General features: G+C 67.7%; 24 protein-coding genes. 11 read left to right on the forward strand and 13 right to left on the reverse strand.

Annotated features, from left to right (window positions below):
• Positions 1-2: 2 nt before the first annotated feature.
• Entirely contained in the window at positions 3-536 is a 534-nt protein-coding gene (locus ACW177_RS15335; RefSeq protein WP_492026533.1) for a phosphoribosyltransferase, read from the reverse strand.
• Positions 529-1,551, reverse strand: a complete 1,023-nt coding sequence (locus ACW177_RS15340; RefSeq protein WP_492026534.1) for an MJ0042-type zinc finger domain-containing protein — start codon at positions 1,549-1,551, stop codon at positions 529-531. The genes ACW177_RS15335 and ACW177_RS15340 overlap by 8 nt, the downstream gene beginning before the upstream one ends.
• A 71-nt stretch (positions 1,552-1,622) precedes the next feature.
• Between ACW177_RS15340 and ACW177_RS15345 the strand changes: the two genes are divergently transcribed.
• The 5 genes from ACW177_RS15345 to ACW177_RS15365 are packed head-to-tail and all read left to right on the forward strand — an operon-like array spanning position 1,623 to position 5,460.
• Entirely contained in the window at positions 1,623-2,342 is a 720-nt protein-coding gene (locus ACW177_RS15345) for a cell division ATP-binding protein FtsE (RefSeq protein ID WP_492026535.1), read from the forward strand.
• Positions 2,339-3,241 carry a cell division protein FtsX gene (locus ACW177_RS15350; protein WP_492026536.1) on the forward strand — a complete coding sequence of 301 codons (903 nt, stop codon included), beginning with the start codon at positions 2,339-2,341 and terminating at the stop codon, positions 3,239-3,241. Before ACW177_RS15345 ends, ACW177_RS15350 begins: the two co-directional genes overlap by 4 nt.
• Positions 3,238-3,894: a YdcF family protein gene (locus tag ACW177_RS15355; RefSeq protein WP_492026537.1), complete on the forward strand. Its 657-nt coding sequence runs from the start codon at positions 3,238-3,240 to the stop codon at positions 3,892-3,894. Before ACW177_RS15350 ends, ACW177_RS15355 begins: the two co-directional genes overlap by 4 nt.
• Positions 3,895-4,620 (forward strand): lysophospholipid acyltransferase family protein, encoded by a 726-nt coding sequence (locus ACW177_RS15360; RefSeq protein ID WP_492026538.1) that lies wholly within the window; start codon positions 3,895-3,897, stop codon positions 4,618-4,620. It begins immediately after the preceding gene.
• Positions 4,621-4,647: 27 nt separating this feature from the next.
• The gene (locus ACW177_RS15365) at positions 4,648-5,460 is read left to right on the forward strand and encodes a MipA/OmpV family protein (protein ID WP_492026539.1); all 813 of its coding nucleotides are present in this window, start codon (positions 4,648-4,650) and stop codon (positions 5,458-5,460) included.
• Between the two features lie 18 nt (positions 5,461-5,478).
• On the opposite strand, the gene hisC is transcribed toward ACW177_RS15365, so the two are convergent.
• From hisC to ACW177_RS15390, 5 genes are read right to left on the reverse strand one after another with little or no spacing between them, the layout of a single operon-like run.
• Positions 5,479-6,582, reverse strand: a complete 1,104-nt coding sequence (gene hisC / locus ACW177_RS15370) for a histidinol-phosphate transaminase (protein ID WP_492026540.1) — start codon at positions 6,580-6,582, stop codon at positions 5,479-5,481.
• A gap of 14 nt (positions 6,583-6,596) precedes the next feature.
• Positions 6,597-7,283: a hypothetical protein gene (locus ACW177_RS15375; protein WP_492026541.1), complete on the reverse strand. Its 687-nt coding sequence runs from the start codon at positions 7,281-7,283 to the stop codon at positions 6,597-6,599.
• The gene (locus ACW177_RS15380; RefSeq protein WP_492026542.1) at positions 7,283-8,335 is read right to left on the reverse strand and encodes a DUF2125 domain-containing protein; all 1,053 of its coding nucleotides are present in this window, start codon (positions 8,333-8,335) and stop codon (positions 7,283-7,285) included. The genes ACW177_RS15375 and ACW177_RS15380 overlap by 1 nt, the downstream gene beginning before the upstream one ends.
• A gap of 56 nt (positions 8,336-8,391) precedes the next feature.
• On the reverse strand, positions 8,392-8,865 hold the full coding sequence (gene ybaK, locus ACW177_RS15385; RefSeq protein ID WP_492026543.1) for a Cys-tRNA(Pro) deacylase: 474 nt from the start codon (positions 8,863-8,865) through the stop codon (positions 8,392-8,394).
• 1 nt (position 8,866) lies between these two features.
• Positions 8,867-11,701: an ATP-dependent DNA helicase gene (locus ACW177_RS15390; RefSeq protein ID WP_492026544.1), complete on the reverse strand. Its 2,835-nt coding sequence runs from the start codon at positions 11,699-11,701 to the stop codon at positions 8,867-8,869.
• A 129-nt stretch (positions 11,702-11,830) separates the two neighbouring features.
• Here ACW177_RS15390 and ACW177_RS15395 point away from each other — a divergent pair, with 129 nt between their 5' ends.
• The 6 genes from ACW177_RS15395 to ACW177_RS15420 all read left to right on the forward strand — a co-directional run bounded on the left by ACW177_RS15395 (position 11,831) and on the right by ACW177_RS15420 (position 18,304).
• Positions 11,831-12,067, forward strand: a complete 237-nt coding sequence (locus tag ACW177_RS15395) for a hypothetical protein (protein WP_492026545.1) — start codon at positions 11,831-11,833, stop codon at positions 12,065-12,067.
• Positions 12,064-12,498, forward strand: a complete 435-nt coding sequence (locus tag ACW177_RS15400) for a type II toxin-antitoxin system VapC family toxin (protein WP_492026546.1) — start codon at positions 12,064-12,066, stop codon at positions 12,496-12,498. The genes ACW177_RS15395 and ACW177_RS15400 overlap by 4 nt, the downstream gene beginning before the upstream one ends.
• A complete protein-coding gene (locus tag ACW177_RS15405) occupies positions 12,495-15,104 on the forward strand; it encodes a ligase-associated DNA damage response DEXH box helicase (RefSeq protein ID WP_492026547.1) in 2,610 nt (869 codons plus the stop codon). The genes ACW177_RS15400 and ACW177_RS15405 overlap by 4 nt, the downstream gene beginning before the upstream one ends.
• Positions 15,101-15,853 carry a ligase-associated DNA damage response endonuclease PdeM gene (gene pdeM, locus ACW177_RS15410; protein WP_492026548.1) on the forward strand — a complete coding sequence of 251 codons (753 nt, stop codon included), beginning with the start codon at positions 15,101-15,103 and terminating at the stop codon, positions 15,851-15,853. The genes ACW177_RS15405 and pdeM overlap by 4 nt, the downstream gene beginning before the upstream one ends.
• A 109-nt stretch (positions 15,854-15,962) precedes the next feature.
• Positions 15,963-16,430 carry a VanZ family protein gene (locus tag ACW177_RS15415; RefSeq protein ID WP_492026549.1) on the forward strand — a complete coding sequence of 156 codons (468 nt, stop codon included), beginning with the start codon at positions 15,963-15,965 and terminating at the stop codon, positions 16,428-16,430.
• A gap of 104 nt (positions 16,431-16,534) precedes the next feature.
• Positions 16,535-18,304: a hypothetical protein gene (locus ACW177_RS15420; protein ID WP_492026550.1), complete on the forward strand. Its 1,770-nt coding sequence runs from the start codon at positions 16,535-16,537 to the stop codon at positions 18,302-18,304.
• A 67-nt stretch (positions 18,305-18,371) separates the two neighbouring features.
• Here the strand turns inward: ACW177_RS15420 and ACW177_RS15425 are convergent, their stop codons facing one another.
• Genes ACW177_RS15425 through ACW177_RS15450 form a run of 6 tightly spaced genes read right to left on the reverse strand, consistent with a single transcriptional unit; the run spans position 18,372 to position 25,238 of the window.
• Entirely contained in the window at positions 18,372-19,448 is a 1,077-nt protein-coding gene (locus ACW177_RS15425; RefSeq protein ID WP_492026551.1) for a protein-glutamate methylesterase/protein-glutamine glutaminase, read from the reverse strand.
• 4 nt (positions 19,449-19,452) lie between these two features.
• The gene (locus ACW177_RS15430) at positions 19,453-20,313 is read right to left on the reverse strand and encodes a CheR family methyltransferase (protein WP_492026552.1); all 861 of its coding nucleotides are present in this window, start codon (positions 20,311-20,313) and stop codon (positions 19,453-19,455) included.
• A 27-nt stretch (positions 20,314-20,340) separates the two neighbouring features.
• A complete protein-coding gene (locus tag ACW177_RS15435) occupies positions 20,341-20,850 on the reverse strand; it encodes a chemotaxis protein CheW (protein WP_492026553.1) in 510 nt (169 codons plus the stop codon).
• Positions 20,850-22,877, reverse strand: a complete 2,028-nt coding sequence (locus ACW177_RS15440; RefSeq protein ID WP_492026554.1) for a HAMP domain-containing methyl-accepting chemotaxis protein — start codon at positions 22,875-22,877, stop codon at positions 20,850-20,852. Before ACW177_RS15440 ends, ACW177_RS15435 begins: the two co-directional genes overlap by 1 nt.
• Before the next feature lie 34 nt (positions 22,878-22,911).
• Positions 22,912-23,421 (reverse strand): chemotaxis protein CheW, encoded by a 510-nt coding sequence (locus ACW177_RS15445; protein WP_492026555.1) that lies wholly within the window; start codon positions 23,419-23,421, stop codon positions 22,912-22,914.
• Complete coding sequence (locus tag ACW177_RS15450; RefSeq protein ID WP_492026556.1) at positions 23,421-25,238, reverse strand: methyl-accepting chemotaxis protein; 1,818 nt, start codon at positions 25,236-25,238, stop codon at positions 23,421-23,423. The genes ACW177_RS15445 and ACW177_RS15450 overlap by 1 nt, the downstream gene beginning before the upstream one ends.
• Positions 25,239-25,256 lie beyond the last annotated feature (18 nt).

Consider the following 25,256-nt stretch of genomic DNA (forward strand, 5'->3'; position numbering starts at 1 on the left):
GACTAATCCAGCGCGCAGATGTCCGGGAGGCCGCGCAGGCCGCCCGCATTATCCAGCCCATAGCCCACCAGAAACCGGTTCGGCGCCTCCCAGCCGACGAAGTCCGGCTCGGGCGCTCGGGGGGCGGGCCAGGGCTTGCGGGCAAAGACGCAGGTCAGGACTTCGGACGCTCCGGCCTCGCGGGCGATCCGCACAGCCTCGGCCAGGGACAGACCGGTGTCGAAGACGTCGTCAAGGATCAGCACCTTTCGCCCAGCGATGGGACGCTGGAACGGCGCATAGACGTCGATCTTGCCGCGGCTGGTCTTGTCGTCGCCGTAGGAGGCCAGCCACAGGGCGTCGAACCGGACATTGCGGCCGACGCGCGCCAGGGCGCGGGTCAGGTCGGCGGCGAACCACAGGCCGCCGGTCAGCAGGACGGCGGCGACCGTCTCGTCGTCGATGGCCGGCGCGATGCGCGCGGCGAGATCCGCGACGACGCGGGCGATGTCGGCCTCGGCCAGGAGGACGGTCGGCTCGGGAGAGAGATCAGCCATGCGAGGCGGATACCGCCTCGCCATGACCTCTGTCCACCACGGGAATGGGCCGAGCGTCGATCGGCGCGCCCGCACCACGCCCGCCGAGCCCCGGCGCCACGGCCGAACGCAGGCCGTTGGAGGCGGGCGCAAGCTCCGCATGGGCGTCTGCCGGGGCATGGTCAGCCGGGGGATGAGCATCGACCGGCGCATGAGCGTCTGCCGGGGGATGCGCCGGCGCAGCGTGATCCTCGCCGTGACCTTCCCCATGCGCCTTGGCCGGCGCAGCATGGCCATCAGATCCGTGATCCTTGGCCGGCTTGGCGTGGGGCGCCTCCGCCGTCACGAAATTGACGCCGATGTCGGCCGCGTGACCGCCGGGATCGGGGATAAGGACGGCAAACCCCTGGACCTTGCCCGGCAAGACCGGGGCGGCGTCAATGGTCACGATCTTGAACCCGACCTCTGCGCCGTGCTCGTCCAGCAGGGCGACACGGACCGGCGGGGCCACGATCTCGGCGTCGCGGACATTGCGCAGGGCGCCGGAGACCAGAACCATCCCCGGATGGACGGCGACCTCCTTGGCGGTCATGGCCTCGAAGTCCAGGCCGACAGGATTCACCGGCGCGCCGACGGCGGCATAGGCGGCCGCAGCGCGCGGGAAGGCCTCGACCACCTCGATCCGGAACAGGAAGGCCGAAACGATCACCCCGACAAAGGCGCTGGCCAGGCCGGCCCAGACCACGCCATGGGTCGCGGCGCGGCGCAGGCGACGCTGCTGTTCGGCGCGGGCGCGGAAGGCCTTGGGCAGTTCAGGGGCCGGGGTCTCGGCCAGACTGGCGGGTTCGGAAGCGTGTTCCCCATCGGGCGTAGAAATGACGCGCGGCTCGGGCGCGACGCTCAGTTCCAGCGGTTCGTCGTTGGTCGCGCGCCAGACTTCGCCGCACGATTTGCAGCGCACCTTGCGCCCGTTCGCGCCCACGGCGTCGTCGGGAATGAAATAGCTGGTGGCGCAGGCGGGGCAGGTCAGTATCATGTGGCTGACTGCGAGGCTGTCGCCCCCTCCTGTAAGGCGCGATTTCGCACCCTGTCCCTGAAACAAACTCAATGCCGTCCTCGCCAACCAGCGCCGCCGATTCCGCCCCCGTGACCGAGACCGTCCGCCTGTCGGGCGTGGGTTTCGGCTATGTGGACGCGCCCGACGTGCTGCGAGACGTTAACCTCATTCTGACGCGAGGCTCTTTCCACTTCCTTACCGGGCCGTCCGGAGCCGGAAAGTCTTCGTTGTTGCGTCTTCTGACCCTGGCCGACCGACCGACCACGGGAACCATTCACCTGTTCGGGGCAGACGTCTCAGACATCGACCGACGCGACATCCCGGCCTTTCGCCGCCGCATGGGGGTGGTGTTCCAGGATTTCCGCCTGCTGGACCATCTGTCCGCCTTCGACAACGCCGCCCTGCCCTTGCGGCTGGCGGGTGGACGCGAGGCCGACTACGCCGCCGATGTGGAAGAGATGCTGAAATGGGTCGGCCTGGGCCGCCGGATGGACGCCCGTCCCCCGGCCCTGTCCGGCGGAGAGAAGCAGCGTCTGGCCATCGCCCGCGCCGTCATCACCCGGCCCGGCCTGATCGTCGCCGACGAACCGACCGGCAGCGTGGACGCCGTCATGGCCGACAAGCTTTTGCGCCTGTTCCAGTCGCTGAACCGTCTGGGCGCCACCGTCCTGATCGCCAGCCATGACCAGGCCCTGGCCGAACGGTCGGGCGCTCAGGTGTTGAGGCTGGACCAGGGGCGGCTCAGCAAGGCCCAAAGGGCTGCGGCATGATCCGTCTGTCCGACTTCCGCCTTTCGACGGGACGCCCCGGCCTGCTGCCGCCCGCCGCCGCAGGCGAGCCCTGGCTGATGACCGTCATCGCCGTTCTGTGTTTCCTGGCGTGCCTGGCTGCCGTCGCCGCCTCCGCCGCCGACCGGGCCGCCCATGGCTGGGCGCGCCAACTAGGGTCGGAGGCCACGGTTCAGGTCCGCCCTCGCGTCGGCGAAAGCGGCGACACCGCCGCCGCGCGCGCGGCCGAAACCCTGTCCGGCGTCGAAGGGGTCGAAGAGGCGGCGGCCCTGGATCGCAAGGCGGCCGAGGATCTGTTGCGGCCCTGGCTGGGCGACGCGGTCCTGCCGGATCTGCCCCTGCCCCATCTGGTGACGGTGCGGCTGAAGCCCGACGCCCCCGCCAGCCCCGTGACCCTGAGCCGCGCCCTGGCCGAGGCCGGGCTGGACGCCACCGTCGATGATCACAGCCTGTGGCGCGGCGAGGTCGAACGTTCGGCGGCCTTGATCACCGCCCTGGCCGGCGCCGCCTTCCTGGCCACCGCCTTCGCCGCCGCCGCCGCCATCGCCTACGCCACCCGCGCCGGCCTGGCGGCCGGGCGCGGCGTGATCGAGACCCTCAGCCTGAACGGCGCCACCGACGGACGCATCGCCTGGCTGTTCCAGCGGCGTTTCGCTCTTATCGCGGCCGGCGCCGGCGCCATTGGAGCAGGCTCTGCGGGCCTGCTGCTGGCGTTTCTGCGGTTCCTGGGCGGATCGGACGGCCTGACCCAGGCATTGCCGGTGACCTGGGGCGACCTGCTGCTGCTCTCGCCATGTCCGCTGCTGGCGGCTACGGTGGCGCTTGTGGCGGCCAGATTCGCCGCCATGCAGGTGCTGGGCTCAGGCAGGAGGAAGGCATGAGACTGCTCGTCGTTGTCGGCATCGTCGTCCTGATCTGGCTGGTCGGCCTGTTCGCCTTCGCGCACCGGGTGCGCGAACTGACCCCCGCCGAAGATCCCGCCACGGCAGACGCCATCGTGGCCCTGACCGGCCCCTCGGCCGAACGCGTCAACGCCGCCATCCGCCTGCTGGAACAGGGCAAGGGCCAGCGTGTCCTGATCTCGGGCGTCAATCGCGAGGTCCGTCGTCGCGAGCTGCGCGAGCTGACGCCAGGCTCCAGCCGCCTGTTCAACTGCTGCGTCGACCTGGGCTTCGAAGCCGAGGACACCGTCGGCAACGCCCAGGAGATCGCGGCCTGGGCGCGGGCCAAGGGTTATGACGACCTGATCGTCGTTACCTCCGACTATCATATGCCTCGCTCGCTGGTGGAGATCCGGGGCCAGCTGCCGGGCGTCAAACTGACCCCCTACGCCGTCTCGACCCCGTCGCTGGACAACAGGCACTGGTGGCGTGCGACGGTGACGGCGCGTCGGATGACGCTCGAATATATGAAATACCTGACGGCTCTAGGCCGGGAGGCGGTGCGTCGCCTCAGCCGCGACGCCCCTGCATCCGACGCCCCCGCACCCGACACTTCTGTCTCTGACATTCCCCCCGAAAAGGCGCCCGCCTAAGTGAACACCCTGCGTTCCCTGCTCTTCACCGCCTGGCTCTATCTGTCGATGCCGATCGTCGCCATCGGCCTGTCGCCCATCCTCCTGGCGCCGCACCGTTATGCGCAGGGCGTCTGCAAACTCTGGGCGAAGATCGTCCTGTTCGGCCTGCGCTGGATCGCAGGGGTCAAGGTCGAGGTGCGGGGGCTTGAGCACGCGCCGTCGGGCGCGGCCCTGATCGCATCGAAACACCAGGGGATGCTGGACATCGTCGCCCTGCTGGCGGTCCTGCCCGACGCCTGTTTCGTAATGAAGAAGGAGCTGATGCCCCTGCCCTTCTTCGGCTGGTTCGCCTGGAAGGCCAAGATGATCGCCGTCGATCGCGCCGGCCACGCCAAGGCGCTGAAGGACATGACGCGACAGGCCCGCGACCGCCTGTCCGAAGGCCGCCAGATCGTCATCTTCCCGGAGGGCACCCGCAACGACCCCGGCGTGCCCGGCGACTACAAGCCCGGCGTCGCCGCCATCTATCGCGATCTGGAAGGCCCCTGCTGGCCCGTCGCCACCAACTCCGGCGTCCATTGGCCCGCCCACGGCTTCCGCCGCTATCCGGGCAAGGTGGTGTTCGAATTCCTGGAGCCTATCCCTTCAGGATTGAAACGCGGAGCGATGATGACGTTACTGGAACATCGCATAGAGACGGCGTCTGCGGCCTTGCTGGAGCCCAAGTTCAAACATATCGACTGACCGATATTGTTCAAGGAACTCGCCCCCATGTCCTTCGTCCCGTCTTCGCGCGCCCTTCGTCTTTGCACCCTGGCCCTCACGGCGGCGGCGACCTCCGCCTTCGCGGGCGGGGCTCTGGCCCAGTCCCAGCCCTATGAACAGATCCGCCCCACCCCCCAGGGCTGGACCGTCGATCTGGGCGTCGGCGCCCTCTACAGCAAGGACAGCGGCGGGGACACGGGATCCGAGACCCAGGTCGTGCCCTGGATCTCGGCCAACTATCGCGACGTGATCTCTATAAACGCCGTCGATGGTCTGGGCTGGAACGCGATCAAGACCGACGATTTCCGCGCCGGCCTGCAACTTCGTCCGCGCTTCTCGCCTGATGATATCGAAGGGCTGGATCTGGATCGTCCTGGCTTCGGGGCCGACATGGCCGCCTATGCCTTCAAACGCCTGCCGGGCAATATCGTGGTCGGCGGTCGGGTCAGCCGCGACGTTTCGGACGTCAGCGAGGGCACGGAATACTACGCTTCCGTCGGCCACCAGCGCCGGACGCCGGTCGGGCTGATGAATGTCTCGGTCTACGCCCGCGGCGGCGACGCCAAGCTGGCCGACGCCTATTACGGCGTCAGCGCCGAAGAGGCCGCCCGCAACGGCATCGACGCCTATTCGCCGGGCAGCGGCCTGCAAGGCGCGGGCGCCAGCCTGTTCCTGCTGGTCCCGATCAACGACAAATGGGGCGCCGGCGCCCTGGTCAACTACGAACGCCGCCTGGGCGACATCGCCGACAGCCCCCTGTCCCAGGAAGACGACACCATCCGCACGGGCGTCTTCTTCGCCCGTCGCTTCGGCGGCTGAGGAAAAGGCGGCGACCGATCAGGTCGCCGCGAACTCGCTGAGCGCGTCGATCACGGCCCGGTTCTGATCTTCCGTGCCGATGGTGATGCGCAGCGCCTGAGGCAGGCCATAACCGCCGACCGGGCGCACGATGACGCCCCGAGTGTTTAGATGGTCGTTGGCGGCGGCGGCGCGTTCAGCCCCTTCGAACACCACCAGCACAAAGTTGCCGGCGCTGGGTAGGACTTCCAGGCCGAAGCCGCGCAGGGCCTGGGTCAGGCGCGGCTTCCAGTTCGACACCAACTCGCGCGACGCCGTCTGGTGCGCCTCGTCGAACAGGGCGGCGGTCGCGGCCTCCAGCCCCGGCACGGAGACGTTGAACGGCAGGCGGATGCGGTCGATGGCTTCGGCCACCTTCAGCGGCGCATAGCCGAAGCCGATGCGCAAACCGCCCAGACCGTGGATCTTGGAGAAGGTGCGGGTGACGACGATGTTCTCGGCCCCCTTGGCCAGAGGGAAGGCGGTCTCCCAGTCGGCCTCGGTCACATATTCCGCATAGGCCTCATCGATCACCAGAATGACATCGGCCGGCAGGGCTGCGTGCAGGCGGCGGATTTCCTCGCCGGTGTTGTAGCTGCCGGTCGGGTTCGACGGGTTGGAGACATAGACGATCTTCGTCCGCTCATCGACCTGGGCCAGCAGTGCGTCGACCTCGGCCTTGAAGTTTGGCTCCGGAGCCAGCTTGACCTGGGCCTCGCAGCCCAGGGCGCTGATCCGATAGGCCAGGAAGCCGTACTGGCCGCAGACGATATTGTCGCCCGCCGTCAGATAGGTCTGGTTCAGCAGGGCGAAGACCTCGTCCGAACCATTGCCGAAGATCAGCCGCTCGGACTCCAGCCCATGCTTCTCCGCCACCGCATCGCGAAGCTTGGTCGCACGACCGTCCGGGTAGATGTGGATGTTCTTGATCGCCGCCTCATAGGCCGCGCGCGCCTTCTCGCCGGCGCCCAGCATGTTCTCGTTCGAGGATAGTTTCATCGGCTCGGCGACGCCGGCGATAGACGACTTGCCGCCGACATAGGGGGCGATGTCGAGAATGCCGGGCTTTGCCTGGGGGCCTTGGGGCGCGCGCGCGTCGGTCATGGAAAGCCTTGAACTCAGAAGATGGGGGCGGCGCCGATGACGCCGGTCAATCGGCCGGGGGCGTTGATCAGCCGTCCGTCCTCGGCCTGCACATAGCCCGTCAACACGAACAGCTTCAAGCCGCCCGCCGCCGCAAGGGGATCGGCGATCAGCCCGGCCTCGCCCAGAGCTTCCACGATCTTGGCGTCAGACCAGCCGCTGTCTGTGACCCAGAAGGTGCGGTCGTCGCCGGTCGGTCCCGAAGTTTCCTTGGACACCAGAAAGGCCTGGGGCCGCGCCCGGCCGTCGTCGGGCAGGGCGGCGACGATCTTCATTTCGGGACGCGCCAGCAGCCGTCCCCACCAGGGCCGATCCAAAGTCAGATCGAGCAAGGCGCGCGATCCGCCTTCAACCGCCTTTAGGGCGTCGTCAGCGGACAGGGGGCGGGCGCCGAGACCATAGCGGTCAGTCGCCAGGGCCTGGGCCAGACCACCGCATGTCACCAGCGCCGGCCCCGTCGCCGCCTCGATCCGTCCCCACACGGCTTTCAACGCCGCCCGTTCGACAGATCCGGCGTCCGCCGTCAGCTCGCGCAGAGCCAGAACCCCAGCGTCGAACCGGTCGCGCGGACCGGCGGCGACCCTGGCCCGGACAGCCTCGACCACCGCCCGATCCAGCCCCGACAGGACGGCGTCATCCTGAGGTTCTTCCAGCAGCCCCATCAGAACAGCTTGGGCGCCGGGGCCAGGGGGAAGGGCCCCAGCCAGGTGCGGCCGTCCCGGAAGATGATGGTCAGAGCCATGTCTTCGCGCCCGGCGGCGTCGGCCGCCCCCGCGACCGCAGCCGCGCCGGCGGCCCCGACCCGGTTCACCGGCCCCTGGCGCGTCTCCAGCAGCCCGGACAAGGCCGGCAAGGGCTTGCGCGACTGCAAGGCCACCTCGCCGGTCAGCCGTCCGTTCGCATCGGCGCGCAGCACCTCGCTGCTCAGGGTGGCGCGACTGTCGCCCGCCTGAAGATCGCCCCGCACCTTGCGGAACGTCCCCCCGCCCTTGGTCCATTGTGAGAAGACCCCGGCCGCATCCCCGAGCTTCAGCAAGTCGGCCCGACCGATGGTGGCCTCCAGTTGGGTGGTCAGTTGGCCGTCCTGGGCGAACCCCTCGACCGGACCGTCGCGCCGTCCCTGACCGTCCACCAGACGGAACATCACGTCGATGTCGTCGCTCGGGGTCGTGGAGCCTTCCAGATGGGGCCGGGAATAGAATTCGATCCGCGCCGCGCGAGCGATGGGGAAGGGTTCGCCGTCGGCCTGGGCGGTGAAGACCGGATTGACCAGCTCCAGCGCCAGATTGGGCCAGCGTTGATCGATGCCGCTGGCGCTCATGCGGATGGCGTCGCCCCTGACCGCCACCTTGCCCTTGCCGGCGCGGGTCAGGGTCAGGCCTTCCGGGGCCACGACGACCCATTTGGTCGGCTGATAGGCGTTGGCCTCGGCGTTCAATTCAGGCGCTGCGACGGCATGACCGGACGGAGCCGCGATCGTCACCTGGGTCAGTTTCACATTGGCGCGGAACGGCCAGCCGACGATCCGCTTGTCGGCGTAGCGCACGTCCCAGCCCGCCTGGCGCATCGTCACCGCCTGGGCTTCCAGCCCCTTGTCGATCTGGCGCGTCAGATAGAACCACCACCCTGTCCAGCCGGCCAGGGCGATCAGCGCGATGATGAAGGGGGCGTAGAGGCCCGCGCGGCTGTGTCGCTGGGTCGGTGCTTCAGTCATTCAAACTCCAGGGTCGAGACGACTATACCCCAAGGTACGACGGTCGCCCAAGGCGTTCAGGCCGTGATATCGACCAGCCTGGCTCCCGCCGCCCGGGCCGCCGCTTCAGGCGCTATGCCCAGCAACAGCCCGCGCTGACCGCCGTTGATCAATATCTGATCGAACAGAACGGCCGTCTCGTCCATCACCGTCGGCACGGTCTTGCGTTGTCCAAAGGGGCTGACGCCGCCGACCTTGTACCCCGTCAGCCGTTCCGCATCGGCAGGCTTCATCATCTGCGCCGACTTGCCGCCGACGGCGGCCGCCAACTTCTTCATGCTGACCTCGCAGTCCGACGGCGCGATGGCGCAGGCAGGCGCTCCGTCCACGAGGGTCATCAGGGTTTTGAACACCTGTTCCGGGGCCATTCCCAAAGCCTGGGCCGCCTGCAAGCCCACGCGCGGCGCGTCGGGATCATAGTCATAGGCGAACAGTTCGAAGGCGATACCCGCCTTGGTCAGGGCGACGGTCGCAGGCGTAGTCTTCGACATCTCAAGTCTCGGGGTTCAAGAAACTGCGGGTCAGAGCCACCGCATCGGCCAGGCCCATCCGTTGGACCTCGGTCCCCGGCGGCAGGCTGGCGAACAGCCGTGTCGGAGTGGCGGCGTCCAGCATCAGGAACACCCCCTTGTCGTCCCCGCGCCGGATCAGCCGCCCGAAGGCCTGGGCGATGCGGGCGCGGGCCAGGGCGTCGTCATATCCCTTGCCCTGGGAGAACTGGCCGCCCAGCCGTTCGCGCCGCGCCTTGTGCAGCAGGTCCGGCCGCGGCCAGGGCACGCGGTCAAACGCCAGCACGCGCAACGACCGCCCCGGCACATCCACCCCGTCCCGCACCGCGTCCGTGCCCAGCAGACAGGCGTTCTCTTCGACCCGGAACATGTCGACCAGAGCGCCGACCTCCAGCGGATCGACGTGTTGCGCGTACAGCGGCACCCCCGCCCTGGCCAGATCCGGCCCCAGCCGCTCATAGACCGCCTTCAACCGGCGAATGGCGGTGAACAGGCCCAGCCCCCCGCCGCCGGCGGCCAGAAACAGCTCGCGCATCGCCGCCGCCGTCTGGCGCGGATCGTCCTTGACCAGATCGTTGACGACGATGACCCGGCTATTGGCCGCATAGTCGAACGGGCTCTCGACCTTCAGGGTGCGCGGCGGCTCGATCAGCCGGGCCGAGCCGGTCCGCAAACGCGCCAGATCGAACGGGTCCTCCTGCAAAGGGTCGGACAGGGTGGCGGAGGTGACCAGCACCCCGTGCGACGGCGCGATCACCGCCGCCTCCAGCGGCACGGTCGGGTCGATCCAGTGGCGGCGCAGGGCCACATCGTGAATGCGGCCGAAAGCGGTCTCTGCCGACAGCCAGTCGACAAAATCCGGGTCAGGCTCGTCCCCGCCGTCCTCCAGCGCCGCCAGCATCGAGCGCCAGCCCGGCAAAGTCATCCGTGCGCGCCGGTCCAGCCCGCGCAACGCGCCCTCGATCCGCGACCGCTGCGACCCGTCCAGCTCGGCCGCCTCGTCATCCAGAATATCCTCCAGATGCCGCGACAGGGCCAGCAGGGGCGCCTCGATGGCGGCCAGAGCCTGGGCCGCCGCCCGCGCCGTCTCCGCCACCGGATCGGTCACCGGCTTGAGTGAACACTCCATGCCGAACTCCGCGCCGCCATACGGACTGTTCTCGGCCGTGCGCGCGCGCAACTGATCCAGGGCGGCCGCCAGGAAGGCCTCGATAGGACCGATCGGATTGACCTCGCCCGACGCCGGAGCGACCCGGCCCGACACGCCCTCACCCGGCAGCGCGGCCGAGGCGCGTATGGCGTCCTGCAAGGCCTTCAGCGCCGCCTCATTGTCCCCGACCATGTCGCCCAGCCGCTGCTCCAGGCCGCGCCCGCGCCGGCCTCGCCCTTCCGGACCGCGGATCCAGCGACGCAACTCAGCCGCCTCCTGCCCCGACAGACAGGCGGAAAAGGCGCTGTCGGCGGCGTCGAACAGGTGGTGGCCCTCGTCAAAGACGATGCGTTTCAAGGCCGCCGTCTCGCCGTCCTGCTTCTGGCCCCGGGCCGAGCGCGCGCCGTCGAACGCCGCCTGGGTCAGCACCAGGGCATGATTGGCGATGACCAGGTCCGCCCGGCGGCTGGCGCGGATGGTCTTCTCGACGAAACAGCTGCGATAATGAGGACAGGCGGCGTGGACGCACTCGCCGCGCCGGTCCACCAGATTGGCCGCCCCCGCCGCATGGGCGGGCGGCATGGCGAACAGGCCGGGCAGCCAGCCGGGAAAATCCCCGCCGGTCATGTCCCCGTCGCGCGTATGCACGGCCCAGCGCCCCGCCAGGGCCAGGCCGATCAGGTCGCCATTCCCCAACTGGGCCGCCTGGACCATGTCCTGAAGATTGAGAACGCACAGATAGTTCTCACGCCCCTTGCGGATCACGGTCTTCTTGCGCCGCTCCTCCGGATCGGGCCACAGCGACTGGCTCTCGCGGTCGATCTGGCGTTGCAGAGCCCGCGTATAGGTCGAGATCCAGGCCGCCCCCTGGTTCCGCTCAGCCCACAGCGAGGCCGGCGCCAGATAGCCCAGGGTCTTGCCCGTGCCGGTCCCCGCCTCAGCCAACAGCACCCGCGGCCGCCCCTCCTCGTTACGCGGCGAAAAGGCGAAGGCAGCCTCGGCGGCATAGTCGGACTGGGTCGGCCGTGTCTCGTCCAACCCCGAAGCCTGCAACAGTTTGGCCAGCCGGATGCGCGCGCTCTCGCTGTCGACCGGCGCCGATCCCGCCTCGCCGCGCGGCGCTTCGTCCTCCCACTCCGTCAGTCGGCTCCAGACGTCCAGGCCGGACCCGCGATGCTGACGGGCCCGCACCCCGCCCGCCTCCAGCGCCTGCACCACCCGCTCGCCCCAGGCCCAGCCGGCGCGTTGCAGGGTCAGGGCCAGCACATAGGCGGCCTCGCGTTCAGGATAGGCGGCCGCCGCCAGTTCGCGCAGCAGCACGGCCGCCGCCTCGCGCAATACCGCCGCCTGCGCCTCGGGCGACTTCGGCTCCGACAGCCCCAGCGACAGGGCCAGCCCTGTCGGCGAAGGCGCACAGAACTGCGCCGGCCGCACGAAGGCGTACAGCTCCAGCACATCCATCAGTTCGCCCGACCGAGGCGGCGGCGTCAGTCCCAGCCGCCGCGCCGTCAGCGACGCATGGGCCACCAGCACCCGCCCGCCGGTGAACAACCCTTCGGCCGCCCCCCGCCCAATCTTCCTCGCCCCCGCCTCATCGCACACCGCCCCCGCCCCCGGCGGGGTGGCGAGCGCCGGCGGAAGGTCGAGCCAGGGCTCGGCGCTGTTCACGTGGGATTCTTCAATGACGGATTCGTCGGACACAGCCTCAACATAGCGACGACGACCGCGAAACGGAACGGGAACATCTGGTCTCGCGCGTCTTGTGGCTCTATATGTCGTCCGAACGAGGAGATCGCCGTGAACAAGCCGATTGATCCCGATGCGTGGTTGGAAGCGCTCGCCGCTCGTGTCGAGACTGACGGCCCTCAAAGGCTGGAGGTTGAAGGCCACGATCCTTTGGTCGTGATCCCCCTGAATCGTTTCCAGGAGATGCAGAAGCGCAAACCGACCATGCTGGAGATTCTCCGTGGCATGGACTGGTCTGACGTCGATCTTACCCGCGACCCTCGGCCGGCGCGCGAGGCTGATTTTTGAGGTTTCTGCTCGACACCAACGCCATCAGCGAACTGGGCAAGCCTCGCCCCGATCCCGGCTTCATGGCGTGGCACGACCAGCAGGCGGAAACTGCGGACCGGCAAGAGGGAATTTTTCTAAGCGTTCTTCTACTGGGCGAGATGGATCGCGGCATTCTGAACCTGCCTGAAAGTCCAAAGCGCGCCGAGCTTTCGAAGCGGCGGGATCTGATCCTGTCGGTCTATCGAAAGCGGATCCTGCCCGTCGATATCGACGTCGCGCGGCGATGGGGCGCCGTCAGCGACGCACATCGGAGGCAGGGCCTGACGCCCGGCGTGATCGACGAACTGATCGCGGCGACCGCCCTGGTCCACGATCTGACCCTCGTCACCCGCAACACCCGCCACTTCGAACACAGCGGCTGCCGCCTGCTGTCGCCGTGGAGCGGATGACGACGCTTCCTCCCCTGTTCGCCGACTGGTTCGCTAAGCGCGGCTGGTCGCCTCGGCGCCATCAGCTGGAGATGGTCGCTGCCGGCCAAGCAGGCGCGCACGCCCTGCTGGTCGCGCCGACCGGCGGGGGCAAGACCCTGGCCGGGTTTCTGCCCAGTCTGATCGACCTGGCGGAACGCGGCCCCAAGCCGCAGACGGGACCGGGGTCGGGCGTCCACACCCTTTATCTGTCGCCGCTGAAGGCCCTGACCACCGACGTCGAGCGCAATCTGATGACCCCGATCCGCGAGATCGGGCTGAACATCCATGTCGAAACCCGAACGGGCGACACCAAACAGTCCAAGCGCCAGCGCCAGCGTGACTTCCCGCCGGACATCCTGCTGACCACGCCCGAACAACTGGCTCTGTTCTGCGCCTGGGAAGGGGCGCGGTCCTATTTCGCCGACCTGAAATGCGTCGTGCTGGACGAGGTCCACGCGATCTGGAGCGGCAAGCGTGGGGACCTGCTGTCGCTGGGGCTGGGGCGGCTGCAAAGCTTCTCGCCGGGGATGCGCCGTGTGGGTCTTAGCGCGACTATCGAAGACCCGAACCTGATCCGGGGGTGGCTGGCGCCGAGACTTCCTTCTCCCCTTGCGGGAGAAGGCAGCTCGCGCAGCGAGACGGATGTGGGGTTGCTTCCGAACGTACCGGCGCCCGCCGTCGAGGCCGAACCGACCCCTCATCCGAGCCCTTCGGGCCCACCTTCTCCCGCAAGGGGAGAAGGAGTCGTGCTCGTCAAGGGCGACCCCGGCGCGCCGGCCGTGATCGATGTCCTGATCTCCGAGGGCAAGGTCCCCTGGGCCGGCCACACCGGACAGCACGCCATTCCCGAGGTCTACGCCACCATCCAGCGTGCGGGTCTGGCCCTGATCTTCGTCAACACCCGCTGGCAATCCGAGTTCGTCTTCCAGCAGCTCTGGGCGATCAACGACGACAATCTGCCGATCGGCCTGCACCACGGCTCGCTCGCGGCGGAGCAGAGGCGCAAGGTCGAGGCGGCCATGGCGCGCGGCGATCTGCGGGCCGTAGTCTGCACCTCGACCCTCGACCTGGGCATCGACTGGGGCGATGTGGACCTGGTCATCCAGATGGCCGCGCCCAAGGGCTCAAGCCGTCTGGTCCAGCGGATCGGCCGCGCCAATCACCGGCTGGACGAGCCCTCGCGCGCCCTTCTGGTGCCGGCCAGCCGGTTCGAGATGCTGGAATGCCAGGCGGCGCGCGAGGCGGTGGCCGACAACGCCTTCGACTGGGAGCCGATCCATATCGGCACGCTGGACACGCTGGCCCAGCACATCATGGGCGTCGCCTGTTCCGAGGCCTTCGACATGCAGGCCCTGTATGACGAAATCACAGGCTGCGGTCCCTATCGCGACCTGACCTGGGAGCAGTTCGAGGAGGTGGTCGATTTCGTCGCCACCGGCGGCTATGCGCTTCGCACCTACGACCGGTTCGCCCGCATCGTCCGCACGCCGGACGGCCGCTGGAAGGTGCGCAACCAGCACATCGCCCAGCGGCACCGGATGAATGTCGGCGCTATCGTCTCAGCGGGAACCCTGAACGTGCGCGTCGCCGGCCGTCGCGGCGGGGCCTCGCGCCAGCTGGTCGCGGGCCGCAAGGTGGGCGAGGCCGAGGAATGGTATTTCGAACAGCTGACGCCCGGCGACACCTTCCTGTTCGCGGGCCAGGTCTGGGCGTTTCAAGGCATTGTCGGGACCGACGCCCTGGTCAGCCACGCCAATGACAAGGAGCCCAAGATCCCGTCCTGGGGCGGGTCCAAATTTCCCCTGTCCACCTCCCTGGCCGACCGGGTGCGCACCATGGTTCAGGACCCCGATCACTGGCGCGTCCTGCCGCCTGATGTTCAGGAATGGCTGGAGCTCCAGGCCGAACGATCCGCCATTCCCGACGCCGGATCCATGCTGGTCGAGACCTTCCCGCGCGGCAGCCGGCATTTCCTGGTCGCCTATCCGTTCGAGGGCAATCTGGCCCACACCACCCTGTGCATGCTGCTGACCCGGCGGCTGGACCGGCTGGGCGTCGGGCCGCTGGGCTTTGTCGTCACCGACTATTCCCTGGCTATCTGGTCGATCAAGCCGATGGACCAGATCGACCTGGACGCCCTGTTCCAGTCCGACATGCTGGGCGACGACCTGGAAGCCTGGCTCGAGGAAAGCTTCATGATGAAGCGCTCTTTCCGCAACTGCGCCCTGATCTCTGGCTTGATCGAACGTCGTCAACCGGGCGCCGAGAAGACCGGGCGGCAAGTGACCTTCTCCACCGACCTGATCTACGACGTGCTGCGCCGCCATCAACCCGATCATCTGCTGCTGAAGACCGCCCGCGCCGACGCCGCCTCCGGTCTGCTGGACGTGGCGCGGCTGGGCCAGATGCTGGCGCGGATCGAGGGCCGGATCCGGCATCAGCCGCTGACGCGCCCTTCCCCCTTCTGCGTGCCGGTCCTGGTCCAGATCGGCCGCGAGCGGGTCGGCGGCGACGCTGCGGAAATGATCCTGGACGAGAGCGCGGAACATCTGATCGCCGAAGTCATGGACGAGGACGCGGCATGAACGCCGCCCTGCGCCAAACCCTGTCCCCCGCCCGCAAGCCCTGCGGTTCGTTGCGGGTCCAGATCGCGGGCGAGACCTGCGTGCTGCGCTGTTCCGGCGCCCTGTGGCTTCCAGCCCACCGCGCCCTGATCGCCGCGGATCTGCACCTCGAGAAGGGCTCGGCCTTCGCCGCCCGCGGACAGATGCTGCCGCCCTACGACAGCCGCGCCACCCTGGACCGGTTGGAGGCGGAGATCGCCGACCTCGACCCAGCCCTGGTCGTCCTTCTAGGCGACAGCTTCCATGACACGAGAGCCATTGGACGGATGGCCGCCGAAGATCGAGCCCGACTGGACCGGCTCTCCGCCGGACGAGACTGGCTGTGGCTGGAGGGCAATCACGACCGCGACGCCCTGGCGAGCCAGGCCGGCCTGTCATCCGCCCTGCCCGGTCGGATCGTCGGCGACCTGACCCTGGGGAGGTTGAGGCTGACCCACGAACCCGAGGCGCCGACAGCGGACGACGACCGTCACGGCGAGGTCGCAGGCCATCTCCATCCCGCAGCCCGCGTCGTGGGCTATGGTCGCGGCGTGCGACGCCCCTGTTTCGTCACCGACGGGTCACGGCTGATCCTGCCCGCCTTCGGCGCCTTCACCGGCGGACTGAACGTTCGCGATCCCGCCATCGCGGGCTTGTTCACCACAGACCCCCTGGCCGCCGTTCTCGGGCGCGACAAGGTTCACGCCATCGCCTGGTCCCGCCTGCCCTGAGGCGGGCAACACGGCGGCGTTCGTAAACGGTTCAGCATATCGCTTCACCGCATCTTGGGGAGGCCTGGGCAGGATGACGTCATCTCACCGTCCTGGACGACCTTCCCCCATGCTCACGTCGCGCCGCATCATCATCGCCGCCCGCCTGCTGTTCGTCTTCGCCGCGGCAGGCATGGGGGTTCTGATGCTCGGCCCGTTCCAGGGCCTGGAGCAGGTGTTCGGCCTGACCGACAAGGCGGCGCACGCCATCGCCTTCTACGCCCTGGCGGTCGGCCTCTTCCTCATTGCGCCGAGCCGCCGCCGCGACGATCTGGTGATCTTCGTCATCGCGGCCGCCCTCGCCGCCGAGGGATTGCAGTTCTTCACGGGCCGCAGCGTTTCGGTGGGTGATTTCCTCGCCGGAGCCGGCGGAGCCGTCGCCGCCTGGCTGCCCGGTTTCGTAGAGCAGGTGCGTCACGCCGCACGCCGCTATCCGGACCTGACGCTGGCCCAGGCCTCAGCGATCGACCGCCGCCGTCGCGGGAGAGCCTCGGCCATTCAGAATCCGACCGCAACCGCACGGACCCGCAGGGCCTGAATCTTGGGTTCAGCCTCCAAACCAAGCCGTTTTTCCTCGTCGTTTACCGACGGTTGTCATGTCGCGGATAATCTCCCGGCATGACTTCCCGAACGAGACCGTTCATGCAGGCGCAAGCTCAGCACTTCGATTCCGACAGGCCGCAGGTTCTCACCGGGGCCCCAATCGTCGCCCCCGACGTCACCGACCAACTTGAATCGGCTCGCGCGCGGGTCGAGAGCCGCTTTTCCGACGCCGGAGAGCGTCTGGCCCGCTCGCTGGAAATGATCGGAGGTTTGATCGAAGCGCTCGACCGGCTGGGTCTGACGCTGAACGTCGACTCGGTTTCCCGCACCAGCAACGACCTGCTTTCAACAGCTTCGAGCCTCAACGCCCTGCCGCAGTCCCAGAAGCGACGCGTCGCCCATCTGGACCAGTTGAAAACCGCCAGCGCCTTGCTGGACACCGATATCGACTCGATGCGCACGACGTTGCGCTATCTGCGCGCCTTCGCCCTGAATGTGAAAATCACCGCAGGATCGACCATCAGGGGGGCGGACGAGTTTGCCGGTTTCGCCGACCGCATGTGCCAACAACTGGATTTCGGCGTGTCCCAGTTGGACGAACTGGCCGACGAACTGACCCGCCTGCGCAACCAGCTGGACGGCGCTCTGACGTTCGAGCAGGGCCTGGGCGGAAAATACAAGCAACTGATCCCCGCCGTGCCGGACAAGCTGGCAGTCGATGCTGAGACCCTGCGCGTCCATCACGCTCGCATCGCCGAGGTCGCGGCCTCGGTCGCCGCCATCGCCCGCGAGATACAGATGAAGGTCGGACAGGCCCTGATGGCCATGCAGATCGGCGACATCACCCGTCAGCGGATCGAGCACGTCCAACTGGGCATTCAGGTCTCGGCCCGCACCGTGGCGGAGGCGGATCTCTCGCCCGAGGCCCGTGACCGCGCCGAGCGCCGACTGCTGCACATGGTCGCCGACCAGATGGCCGACATCGCCACCGACTTTGAGGCCGAGGCCGCCAAGGTGACGCAGAACCTGGCGGGCATGGCCAAGGACACGACCCAGCTGATGGTCATTCACGGTCTGTCCGACGACGGCGGAGACCTGCGCGATCTCGAGATCAGCCTCGGCCGCGCCGGCCTTCTGGTCGACGACGTCACTGCGGCCATGACCAATGCTCAGCGGATCAGCGGCGAGACCGTCTCGGCCGTCGAAGCCCTGGCGCAGCGCGTCGATGCGATCCAGAAGGTCAAACGCGACATCCAGCAGATGGCGATCAACAGCAGTCTGCGCTGCAACCGCCTGGGCGAAATCGGCAAGCCGCTGAGCGTCATCGCCATTGAGTTGAGCAGCCACGCCAGCCATCTGGAAGACGCCGCCGACCAGACCCTGGGCTCGCTGAAATCCCTGGCCGAACTGGCTCACAGCGTTTCGGAAGGCGAGCCCGAAGGCGCCCAACTCGACGCAGGCCGCCTCAATCGCGTGCACGATGATCTGCGCCGTGCCGCGGACGTGGTCGAACAGGATCTGGGCGGGCTGGGCGCCCAGGGCGAGGCGACCGCACATTCACTGGCCCAGGCCGCCGACCAACTGGGCCTCAAGGAAGATCTGGGCGACGCCCTGCATACCGCCGCCATAGCCCTGGCTTCGGCGGCAGGACCGGTCGTGGATGACCTGACGGACATCGCCGGGGTGGTGGACGCCGCCATGACCGAGATCGGCCGCTGCTACACCATGGCGCGCGAGCGGACCATCCACGCGGCTCACGCCGTCTTCAGCGAGGCCGACCGCATCGAGGCCCAGCAGGATGATGCGATGGCAGACGCGCCGGCCGAGGCCGCCGAGGCGATCGACGAGTTCGACGACCTGCTGTTCTGAGCGGTTGTTCTAGGATCGGAAAGGTCCGTCGGCGGGCGACGCCCGTCGCCCAAACCTCGGCGTCGGTCTATCGAGACCGATCTACGGCCATGATCTCGCGGGCGATATGCTCCAGCGCCATCACCTTCTGGGCGGCGCCGCGCGCGATGGCTTCCTTGGGCATGCCGAAGACGATGGAAGTCGCCTCGTCCTGAGCCAAGGTCGTGGCGCCGGCCTCCTTCAGCTCAAGCAGACCCCGAGCGCCGTCGTCGCCCATCCCCGTCATGATCACACCCATGGCGTTGCGGCCGGCCGCGCGGGCGGCGGAGCGGAACAGGACGTCGACAGAGGGGCGATGGCGCGACACGGGCGGTCCATCCTTGATCGCCACCTGATAGCGGGCGCCCTGGCGTTCCAGCAGCATATGCTTGTCGCCCGGCGCGATCAGGACGTGGCCGCGCAGGACAGGATCGCCATGCTGGGCCTCCTTGACCTCGACCTCGCACAGACTGTTGAGCCGCTTGGAAAAGGCGGCGGTGAAGCCCGCCGGCATGTGCTGAACAATAACGATTCCGGGGGCGTTGGCAGGCAAGGCCTGCAACACCTCGCGCAGCGCCTCCGTTCCGCCCGTCGAGGCGCCCAGACACGCGACCATTTCGGTGGTGCGGGCCATGGCCGCGCCCGTCGGCGGCGGCAGCATGGCGTCGGCGGTCAGCTTGGTGCCCGGATCCAGGCTCCGCGTCGTCGTGCGTCGCGCGCCCAGGCGCGCGCGCGCGGCGGCCTTGACCACGTCGCGAATACGGTCGGCGCTCTCGGCCAGATGGTCCGCCGCCCCGATGCGAGGCTTCAGGATGATGTCGACGGCGCCGGCTTCCAGCGCCTGCATCAAGGTCTCGGACCCGGCCTCGGTCAGGGACGAACACATGACGACCGGGATCGGCCGCTGAGCCATCAGCTTGCGCAGGAAGGTGATGCCGTCCATGCGCGGCATCTCGACGTCCAGAGTGATGACGTCGGGCACGTCCTCGGCGATACGCCGCGCGGCGACGAAGGGGTCAGAGGCTACGCCCATGACCTCGATGCCCGGATCGGCGGAAAGGACATCGACCAGGGTCTGGCGCACACTGGCCGAGTCGTCGATGACCAGGACGCGAACCTTGGGCATGGGATCAGGTCTTTCTGAAGACGGTGTTGGCCACAGTGACCAGGGGCAGTTCGATACCGGTGATACTCTCGGAATGGCCGATGAACAGATAGCCCCCGCGCTTCAACCGGTCACACAGACGCTTCAGGACCTTGGCCTGAGTCTGTTTGTCGAAATAGATCATGACGTTACGGCACATAATCATATCGAAGGGATCGCCGACCGAATAGGCCTCGTCCATCAGGTTGACCCGCGCCAGGGACAGTTTCGCGCGCAATGACGGATGGATTCGGCCCTCGCGGCGGGCGCCGTCTCGCGCGGTCATGACCCAGCGCCGCATGTCGGCCGGCACAGGCGTCAGCATCTCGCTGGGATAGACCCCGCGCAGCGCCGTCTCCAGCACGTCGGTCGACAGGTCCGTGCCCAGGATCTGATAATCGGGTCCGCCCTGTTCGTCGGCGAACTTCTGCATGACCATGGCCATGGTGTAGGGCTCGGCCCCCATGGAACAGGCGGCGCTCCAGGCGCGAAGCCGGCGCACGCCCGCTGCCTTGAGTTCAGGCAGAACGTGGCTGGTCATATAGTCGAAGTGCCGCGGCTCGCGGAAGAAGTCGGTCTTGTTCGTCGTCACTGCGTCGATCAGGAAGACGGACTCGGCCTCAAGTCCGTCTTCCTTGAACAGATAGTCGCAATAGTCGTCGAAGGTTTCGTGGCCGGTGTTGCGCAGACGGCGCCGCAGCCGACCCTCCAGCATGGTCCGCTTCGACGAGGGCATCTTGATGCCGCTGTAGTCGTAGATATAGCGCGCCAGACGCTCGAAATTGCGGGCGCTGATCTGATCGACGATCGGGGCGGACTGTTCTAGCGCCGCTTGTGACAAGGCCATGTTCTTTCAGAATACCTTCAACGACCGTCAGGCGGCGCGTTCGACGTCGGAGTAGGACGCCAGAGAAACTGTGTCGGTGCTGGACAGCAGCCGGGGCAGGTCGATCAGGACGACGAAGCCGTCGTCCCGTCGCACGACGCCGGAGATATAGTCCGAACGCCATTTGATGCCGATGTCGGGTGACGGCTCGATCTGGTCGGCGGTGAAGGCCGTCACCTCGAACACCCGGTCGGCGACCAGACCCAGGCTCAGGGTCCGGTCCTCCAGCGGGATGTCCAGCACCAGGATCCGGGTGTTCAGCGTCGGTTCGGTCGGCGCCATGCCCAGGCGGATCCGAAGATCCGCCGTAGGCACCCCCTGCCCCCGCACATCCGTCAGGCCCAGCAGATAGTCGGGGCTATTGGGGATGCGCGACGGGGGCTGATAGGTCAGGATTTCCCGCACCAGTCCGACCGGGGTGGCGAAGACCTCGTCACCCAGGCCGAAGGCGACATACTGGCCCTCGGCTGCACCCTGACCCTTGACGGCTTCAGCCATCAGGCGCTCTCCCGGAAGTCCATGTCCTCGGCGTCCGCGCCGCCGACGGCCATGTCCAGGGCGAAGCCCTTGGCGCGGGCCTGCTGGGCGTGAACCGCCGGCTTGGCCGGGGCGGCCTTGGCGACCGGGCGCCCAGCCGGCTTGGCGGCGGGCTTGAAGGTCGAGGCGCGGGCGGAGGACCGGGCGGAGTCGGTGCGGAAGAAGGCGATGGAGGTCTGAAGCTCCTCAGCCTGAGCCGCCAGTTCCTCGGAGGTGGACGACATCTGCTCGGACGCGCCGGCGTTCTGCTGGGTCACCTTGTCGAGTTGCTGGATGGCGTCGTTGATCTGGCTGGCGCCGACGTCCTGCTCGCGGCAGGCGGCGCTGATCTCTGACACCAGTTCGGCGGTCTTGCGGATGTCCGGCACCAGGCGTTGCAGCATTTCGCCGGCTTCCTGGGCCGCCTTGACCGTGTCGCCCGACACCGCGCCGATTTCGGCGGCGGCCGTCTGGCTGCGTTCGGCCAGTTTGCGCACTTCCGAAGCGACGACAGCAAAGCCCTTGCCATGCTCCCCGGCGCGGGCGGCCTCGACCGCCGCGTTCAGGGCCAGCAGATCGGTCTGACGCGCAATCTCCTGCACGATGCCGATCTTGTCGGCGATAGTGCGCATGGCCTCGACGGCGCGGTTGACCGCCTCGCCGCTGGCCTCGGCGTCCCTGGACGACTGACGCGAGATCTTCTCGGTCTGGGCGGCGTTGTCGGCGTTCTGTTTGATGTTGGCGGCCATTTCTTCCATCGAGGCCGAGGCCTGTTCGGCGGCGGCGGCCTGTTCGGTCGCACCCTGGCTCATCTGTTCCGAGGTGGCCGACAGTTCCTGGCTGCCCGAGGAGACATTGTCGGCGGCCGACAAGGCGTCGCCGACCACGCCGCGCAGGCGCTCGACCATCGATTGCAACGACAGGCCCAGAGTGTCCTTGTCCGACAGCGGCTTGGGCTGGACCGTCAGATCGCCGTTGGCGATCTGGTCCGCCACTGCGGCCGTGGTTCTCAGGTTGCCGACCATCCTTTCCAGCGAAATCCCCAGTGTGTCCTTGTTCGACATGGGCTTGGGCTGGACGCTCAGGTCGCCGTTGGCGATCTCATCCGCCATCGTCGCGGTCGCTCTCAGATTGCCGACCATGCGTTGCAGGGACAGACCCAGGGTGTCCTTGTCCGACAGGGGCTTGGGCTGAACGCTCAGGTCGCCCTGGGCGATTTCGTCCGCCATGGCGGCCGTGGCCTTCAGGTTGGCGGTCATGCGATTGACCGTATCGACCAGATCCTTGATCTCATCGTTGGTCGTCACTGCGACATCCTGGTTCAGGTCGCCGATGGCGACGGCGTCGATGGCCGTCGAGACCTTACGCAGGCCCAGGGTGACGGTTCGCGAAATCCACCAGGCTGCGACCACGCCGATGATCAGACCGGCGACGACCAGAGCGATGAACAGAGTGCGCGCGTCGGCGAACACCTTGTCGCCTTCAGCGCTGGCGGCGGCGCCGCCTTCGACGTTGAGGTTCACCAGTTTGACCAGGTCCGCCGACATGTCGTCGTAAAGGGGCTTGGTGTCCAGCATGGCCTGGGCGGCCGCCTCATTCTGATTGGCGCGCGAGAAGGTGAGCATCCGCTCCCCATCCCGCAGATAGTTTTCGTACTTGTCCGCGAACTGATCGTAGAGCGCCCGCTCCGAGTCGGAGGAGATCAGAGCTTCATACTTCGGGCGGTCAGTTTTGATGGCGTTCAGCGTCGCGGCGATATCCTGCTCGACCGCGGCCATTCGTGCGGGATCGGTCGATGTGATATGCGCATACTGCTGCGCTCGGAGATCCGACGTCGCCGTATTGATACGGTGGATGGCGTCGATGCTGGGCATCCAGTTTTGGGCGATGATCGTCGACTGATCGTTGACGCTGCTCATCTTCAGGACGCCCACGATCCCCAGGATCAGGGAGATCGCCAGCACGGCGGCGAACGCCCCGGCCAGCTTCATCTTAATCGTAGCGCGCATTGTAGTACTCTTTCTGAGAACTAGGCCGGGACGGTCAGGCCGCCCGGTCAATGGGGGAAAAGGACGCCAGAGAGACTGTGTCGGTGCTGGACAGCAGCCGGGGCAGGTCGATCAGGACGACGAAGCCGTCATCCCGTCGCACGACGCCGGAGATATAGTCCGAGCGCCATTTGATGCCGATGTCGGGTGACGGCTCGATCTGGTCGGCGGTGAAGGCCGTGACCTCGAACACCCGGTCGGCGACCAGACCCAGGCTCAGGGTCCGGTCCTCCAGCGGGATGTCCAAGACCAGGATCCGGGTGTTCAGCGTCGGCTCGGTCGGCGCCATGCCCAAGCGGATCCGCAGATCCGCCGTAGGCACCCCCTGCCCTCGCACATCCGTCAGACCCAGCAGATAGTCGGGGCTATTGGGGATGCGCGACGGGGGCTGATAGGTCAGGATTTCCCGCACCAGCCCGACCGGGGCGGCGAAGACCTCGTCGCCCAGGCCGAAGCTGACATACTGGCCCTCTGCGGCCCCCTGACCTTCGACCGGGCGAGACATCAGGCGCTCTCCCGGAAGTCCATGTCCTCGGCGTCCGCGCCGCCGACGGCCAGGTCCAGGGCGAAGCCCTTGGCGCGGGCCTGCTGGGCGTGGACGCTGGGCTTGGCCGGAGCGGCCTTGGCGACCGGGCGCGCGACCGGCTTGGCGGCGGGCTTGAAGGTCGAGGCGCGGGCCGGAGCACGGGCCGGAGCACGACCGCGAGCGCCGGCGGTATCGGTGCGGAAGAAGGCGATCGAGGTCTGAAGCTCCTCGGCCTGAGCCGCCAGTTCCTCGGAGGTGGCCGACATCTGCTCGGACGCGCCGGCGTTCTGCTGGGTCACCTTGTCCAGTTGCTGGATGGCGTCGTTGATCTGGCTGGCGCCGACGTCCTGCTCGCGGCAGGCGGCGCTGATCTCGGACACCAGTTCGGCGGTCTTGCGGATGTCCGGCACCAGGCGTTGCAGCATCTCGCCGGCTTCCTGGGCCGCCTTGACCGTGTCGCCCGACACAGCGCCGATTTCGGCGGCGGCCGTCTGGCTGCGTTCGGCCAGCTTGCGCACTTCCGAGGCGACGACGGCGAAGCCCTTGCCGTGCTCCCCGGCGCGGGCGGCCTCGACCGCCGCGTTCAGGGCCAGCAGATCGGTCTGACGCGCGATCTCCTGCACGATGCCGATCTTGTCGGCGATGGTGCGCATGGCCTCGACGGCGCGGTTGACCGCCTCGCCGCTGGCCTCGGCGTCCCTGGACGACTGGCGCGAGATCTTCTCGGTCTGGGCGGCGTTGTCGGCGTTCTGTTTGATGTTGGCCGCCATCTCTTCCATCGAGGCCGAGGCCTGTTCGGCGGCGGCGGCCTGTTCGGTCGCGCCCTGGCTCATCTGCTCCGAGGTGGCCGACAGTTCCTGGCTGCCCGAGGAGACATTGTCGGCGGCCGACAGGGCGTCAGTGACGACGCCGCGCAGACGCTCCACCATCGATTGCAGCGACAGGCCCAGAGTGTCCTTGTCCGACAGCGGCTTGGGCTGGACCGTCAGGTCGCCGTTGGCGATCTGGTCGGCCAGAGAGGCGGTGGCCCTCAGGTTGTCCGTCAACCGGTTGAAGGCGTTGACCAGATCCTTGATCTCGTCGTTCGACTTGATCTCGACCCGCTCGTCCAGATCGCCGACGGCGACGGCGTCGGCCACGACCATCAGTCGGCTCAGGCCGGCGCTGATGCCCAGGGCGATCCACAGGGCGAAGGCCACGGCGATGGCCAGAGCGGCCAGGGTCAGTGCGATCACCAGATTGCGAGTGTCGGCATACTGCTTGGCTGCGCTGGTCTGAGCCTCAGCCATACTAGTTTGGTTGCGTTCGACGATCTTTTGGAACAGTTCGGTCATCTCGACCGCGACGCTGCGCGCCTCGCCGCTTGAAAGCGCCTGGGCCTCCGCCAACTGCCCCGTACGCACCAGTTCAGCCATGCGGGATTCAAGCGCAGTCATTCGCGCCAGCAGAGTTTGCAGGCGCTGCCAGTCAGGCTTGCCCGTTGCGCTGGCCTTCTCTTCGCCCTTGGCCAAAAGCTCGGCCAGGGCTTCGCGGGCTTCTTCACCCGTCGTGATATGGTTCGTCATCTCCTCGGCGGAGCTAGACAAGATCAGGTTCTTTTCAGCGCGGACCGATTCCAGCAGGCGGATATTGGCCTCCTGGGAGTTGGAGAGGCGCGTCGCCGGCCCCGCCAGGACGTCGGTCATGGCCTGATTGAGATTGGCCAGGCTGTAGACGCCCAGGCCTGCGATGCCGACGAGCAGGATGATCATCATCCCGAAGCCCGCGGCCAGTTTAGCCTTGATGGTGAAACGCATACTCAGTCCCCCTGAAAT

Source organism: Brevundimonas sp. AVps23W (assembly GCF_058681395.1).

What these genes read in the sequence shown, in the direction of transcription:
- ACW177_RS15365 (WP_492026539.1), top strand. Translation starts at nt 4,648, where the DNA reads ATGTCCTTCGTCCCGTCTTCGCGCGCCCTTCGTCTTTGCACCCTGGCC.
- ACW177_RS15345 (WP_492026535.1), top strand. Translation starts at nt 1,623, where the DNA reads ATGCCGTCCTCGCCAACCAGCGCCGCCGATTCCGCCCCCGTGACCGAG.
- ACW177_RS15350 (WP_492026536.1), top strand. Translation starts at nt 2,339, where the DNA reads ATGATCCGTCTGTCCGACTTCCGCCTTTCGACGGGACGCCCCGGCCTG.
- ACW177_RS15430 (WP_492026552.1), bottom strand. Translation starts at nt 20,313, where the DNA reads ATGGCCTTGTCACAAGCGGCGCTAGAACAGTCCGCCCCGATCGTCGAT.
- ACW177_RS15375 (WP_492026541.1), bottom strand. Translation starts at nt 7,283, where the DNA reads ATGGGGCTGCTGGAAGAACCTCAGGATGACGCCGTCCTGTCGGGGCTG.
- ACW177_RS15415 (WP_492026549.1), top strand. Translation starts at nt 15,963, where the DNA reads ATGCTCACGTCGCGCCGCATCATCATCGCCGCCCGCCTGCTGTTCGTC.
- ACW177_RS15435 (WP_492026553.1), bottom strand. Translation starts at nt 20,850, where the DNA reads ATGGCTGAAGCCGTCAAGGGTCAGGGTGCAGCCGAGGGCCAGTATGTC.
- ACW177_RS15420 (WP_492026550.1), top strand. Translation starts at nt 16,535, where the DNA reads ATGCAGGCGCAAGCTCAGCACTTCGATTCCGACAGGCCGCAGGTTCTC.
- hisC (WP_492026540.1), bottom strand. Translation starts at nt 6,582, where the DNA reads ATGACCGACGCGCGCGCGCCCCAAGGCCCCCAGGCAAAGCCCGGCATT.
- ACW177_RS15450 (WP_492026556.1), bottom strand. Translation starts at nt 25,238, where the DNA reads ATGCGTTTCACCATCAAGGCTAAACTGGCCGCGGGCTTCGGGATGATG.
- ACW177_RS15445 (WP_492026555.1), bottom strand. Translation starts at nt 23,421, where the DNA reads ATGTCTCGCCCGGTCGAAGGTCAGGGGGCCGCAGAGGGCCAGTATGTC.
- ybaK (WP_492026543.1), bottom strand. Translation starts at nt 8,865, where the DNA reads ATGTCGAAGACTACGCCTGCGACCGTCGCCCTGACCAAGGCGGGTATC.
- ACW177_RS15380 (WP_492026542.1), bottom strand. Translation starts at nt 8,335, where the DNA reads ATGACTGAAGCACCGACCCAGCGACACAGCCGCGCGGGCCTCTACGCC.
- ACW177_RS15355 (WP_492026537.1), top strand. Translation starts at nt 3,238, where the DNA reads ATGAGACTGCTCGTCGTTGTCGGCATCGTCGTCCTGATCTGGCTGGTC.
- ACW177_RS15405 (WP_492026547.1), top strand. Translation starts at nt 12,495, where the DNA reads ATGACGACGCTTCCTCCCCTGTTCGCCGACTGGTTCGCTAAGCGCGGC.
- ACW177_RS15340 (WP_492026534.1), bottom strand. Translation starts at nt 1,551, where the DNA reads ATGATACTGACCTGCCCCGCCTGCGCCACCAGCTATTTCATTCCCGAC.
- ACW177_RS15440 (WP_492026554.1), bottom strand. Translation starts at nt 22,877, where the DNA reads ATGCGCGCTACGATTAAGATGAAGCTGGCCGGGGCGTTCGCCGCCGTG.
- pdeM (WP_492026548.1), top strand. Translation starts at nt 15,101, where the DNA reads ATGAACGCCGCCCTGCGCCAAACCCTGTCCCCCGCCCGCAAGCCCTGC.
- ACW177_RS15425 (WP_492026551.1), bottom strand. Translation starts at nt 19,448, where the DNA reads ATGCCCAAGGTTCGCGTCCTGGTCATCGACGACTCGGCCAGTGTGCGC.
- ACW177_RS15335 (WP_492026533.1), bottom strand. Translation starts at nt 536, where the DNA reads ATGGCTGATCTCTCTCCCGAGCCGACCGTCCTCCTGGCCGAGGCCGAC.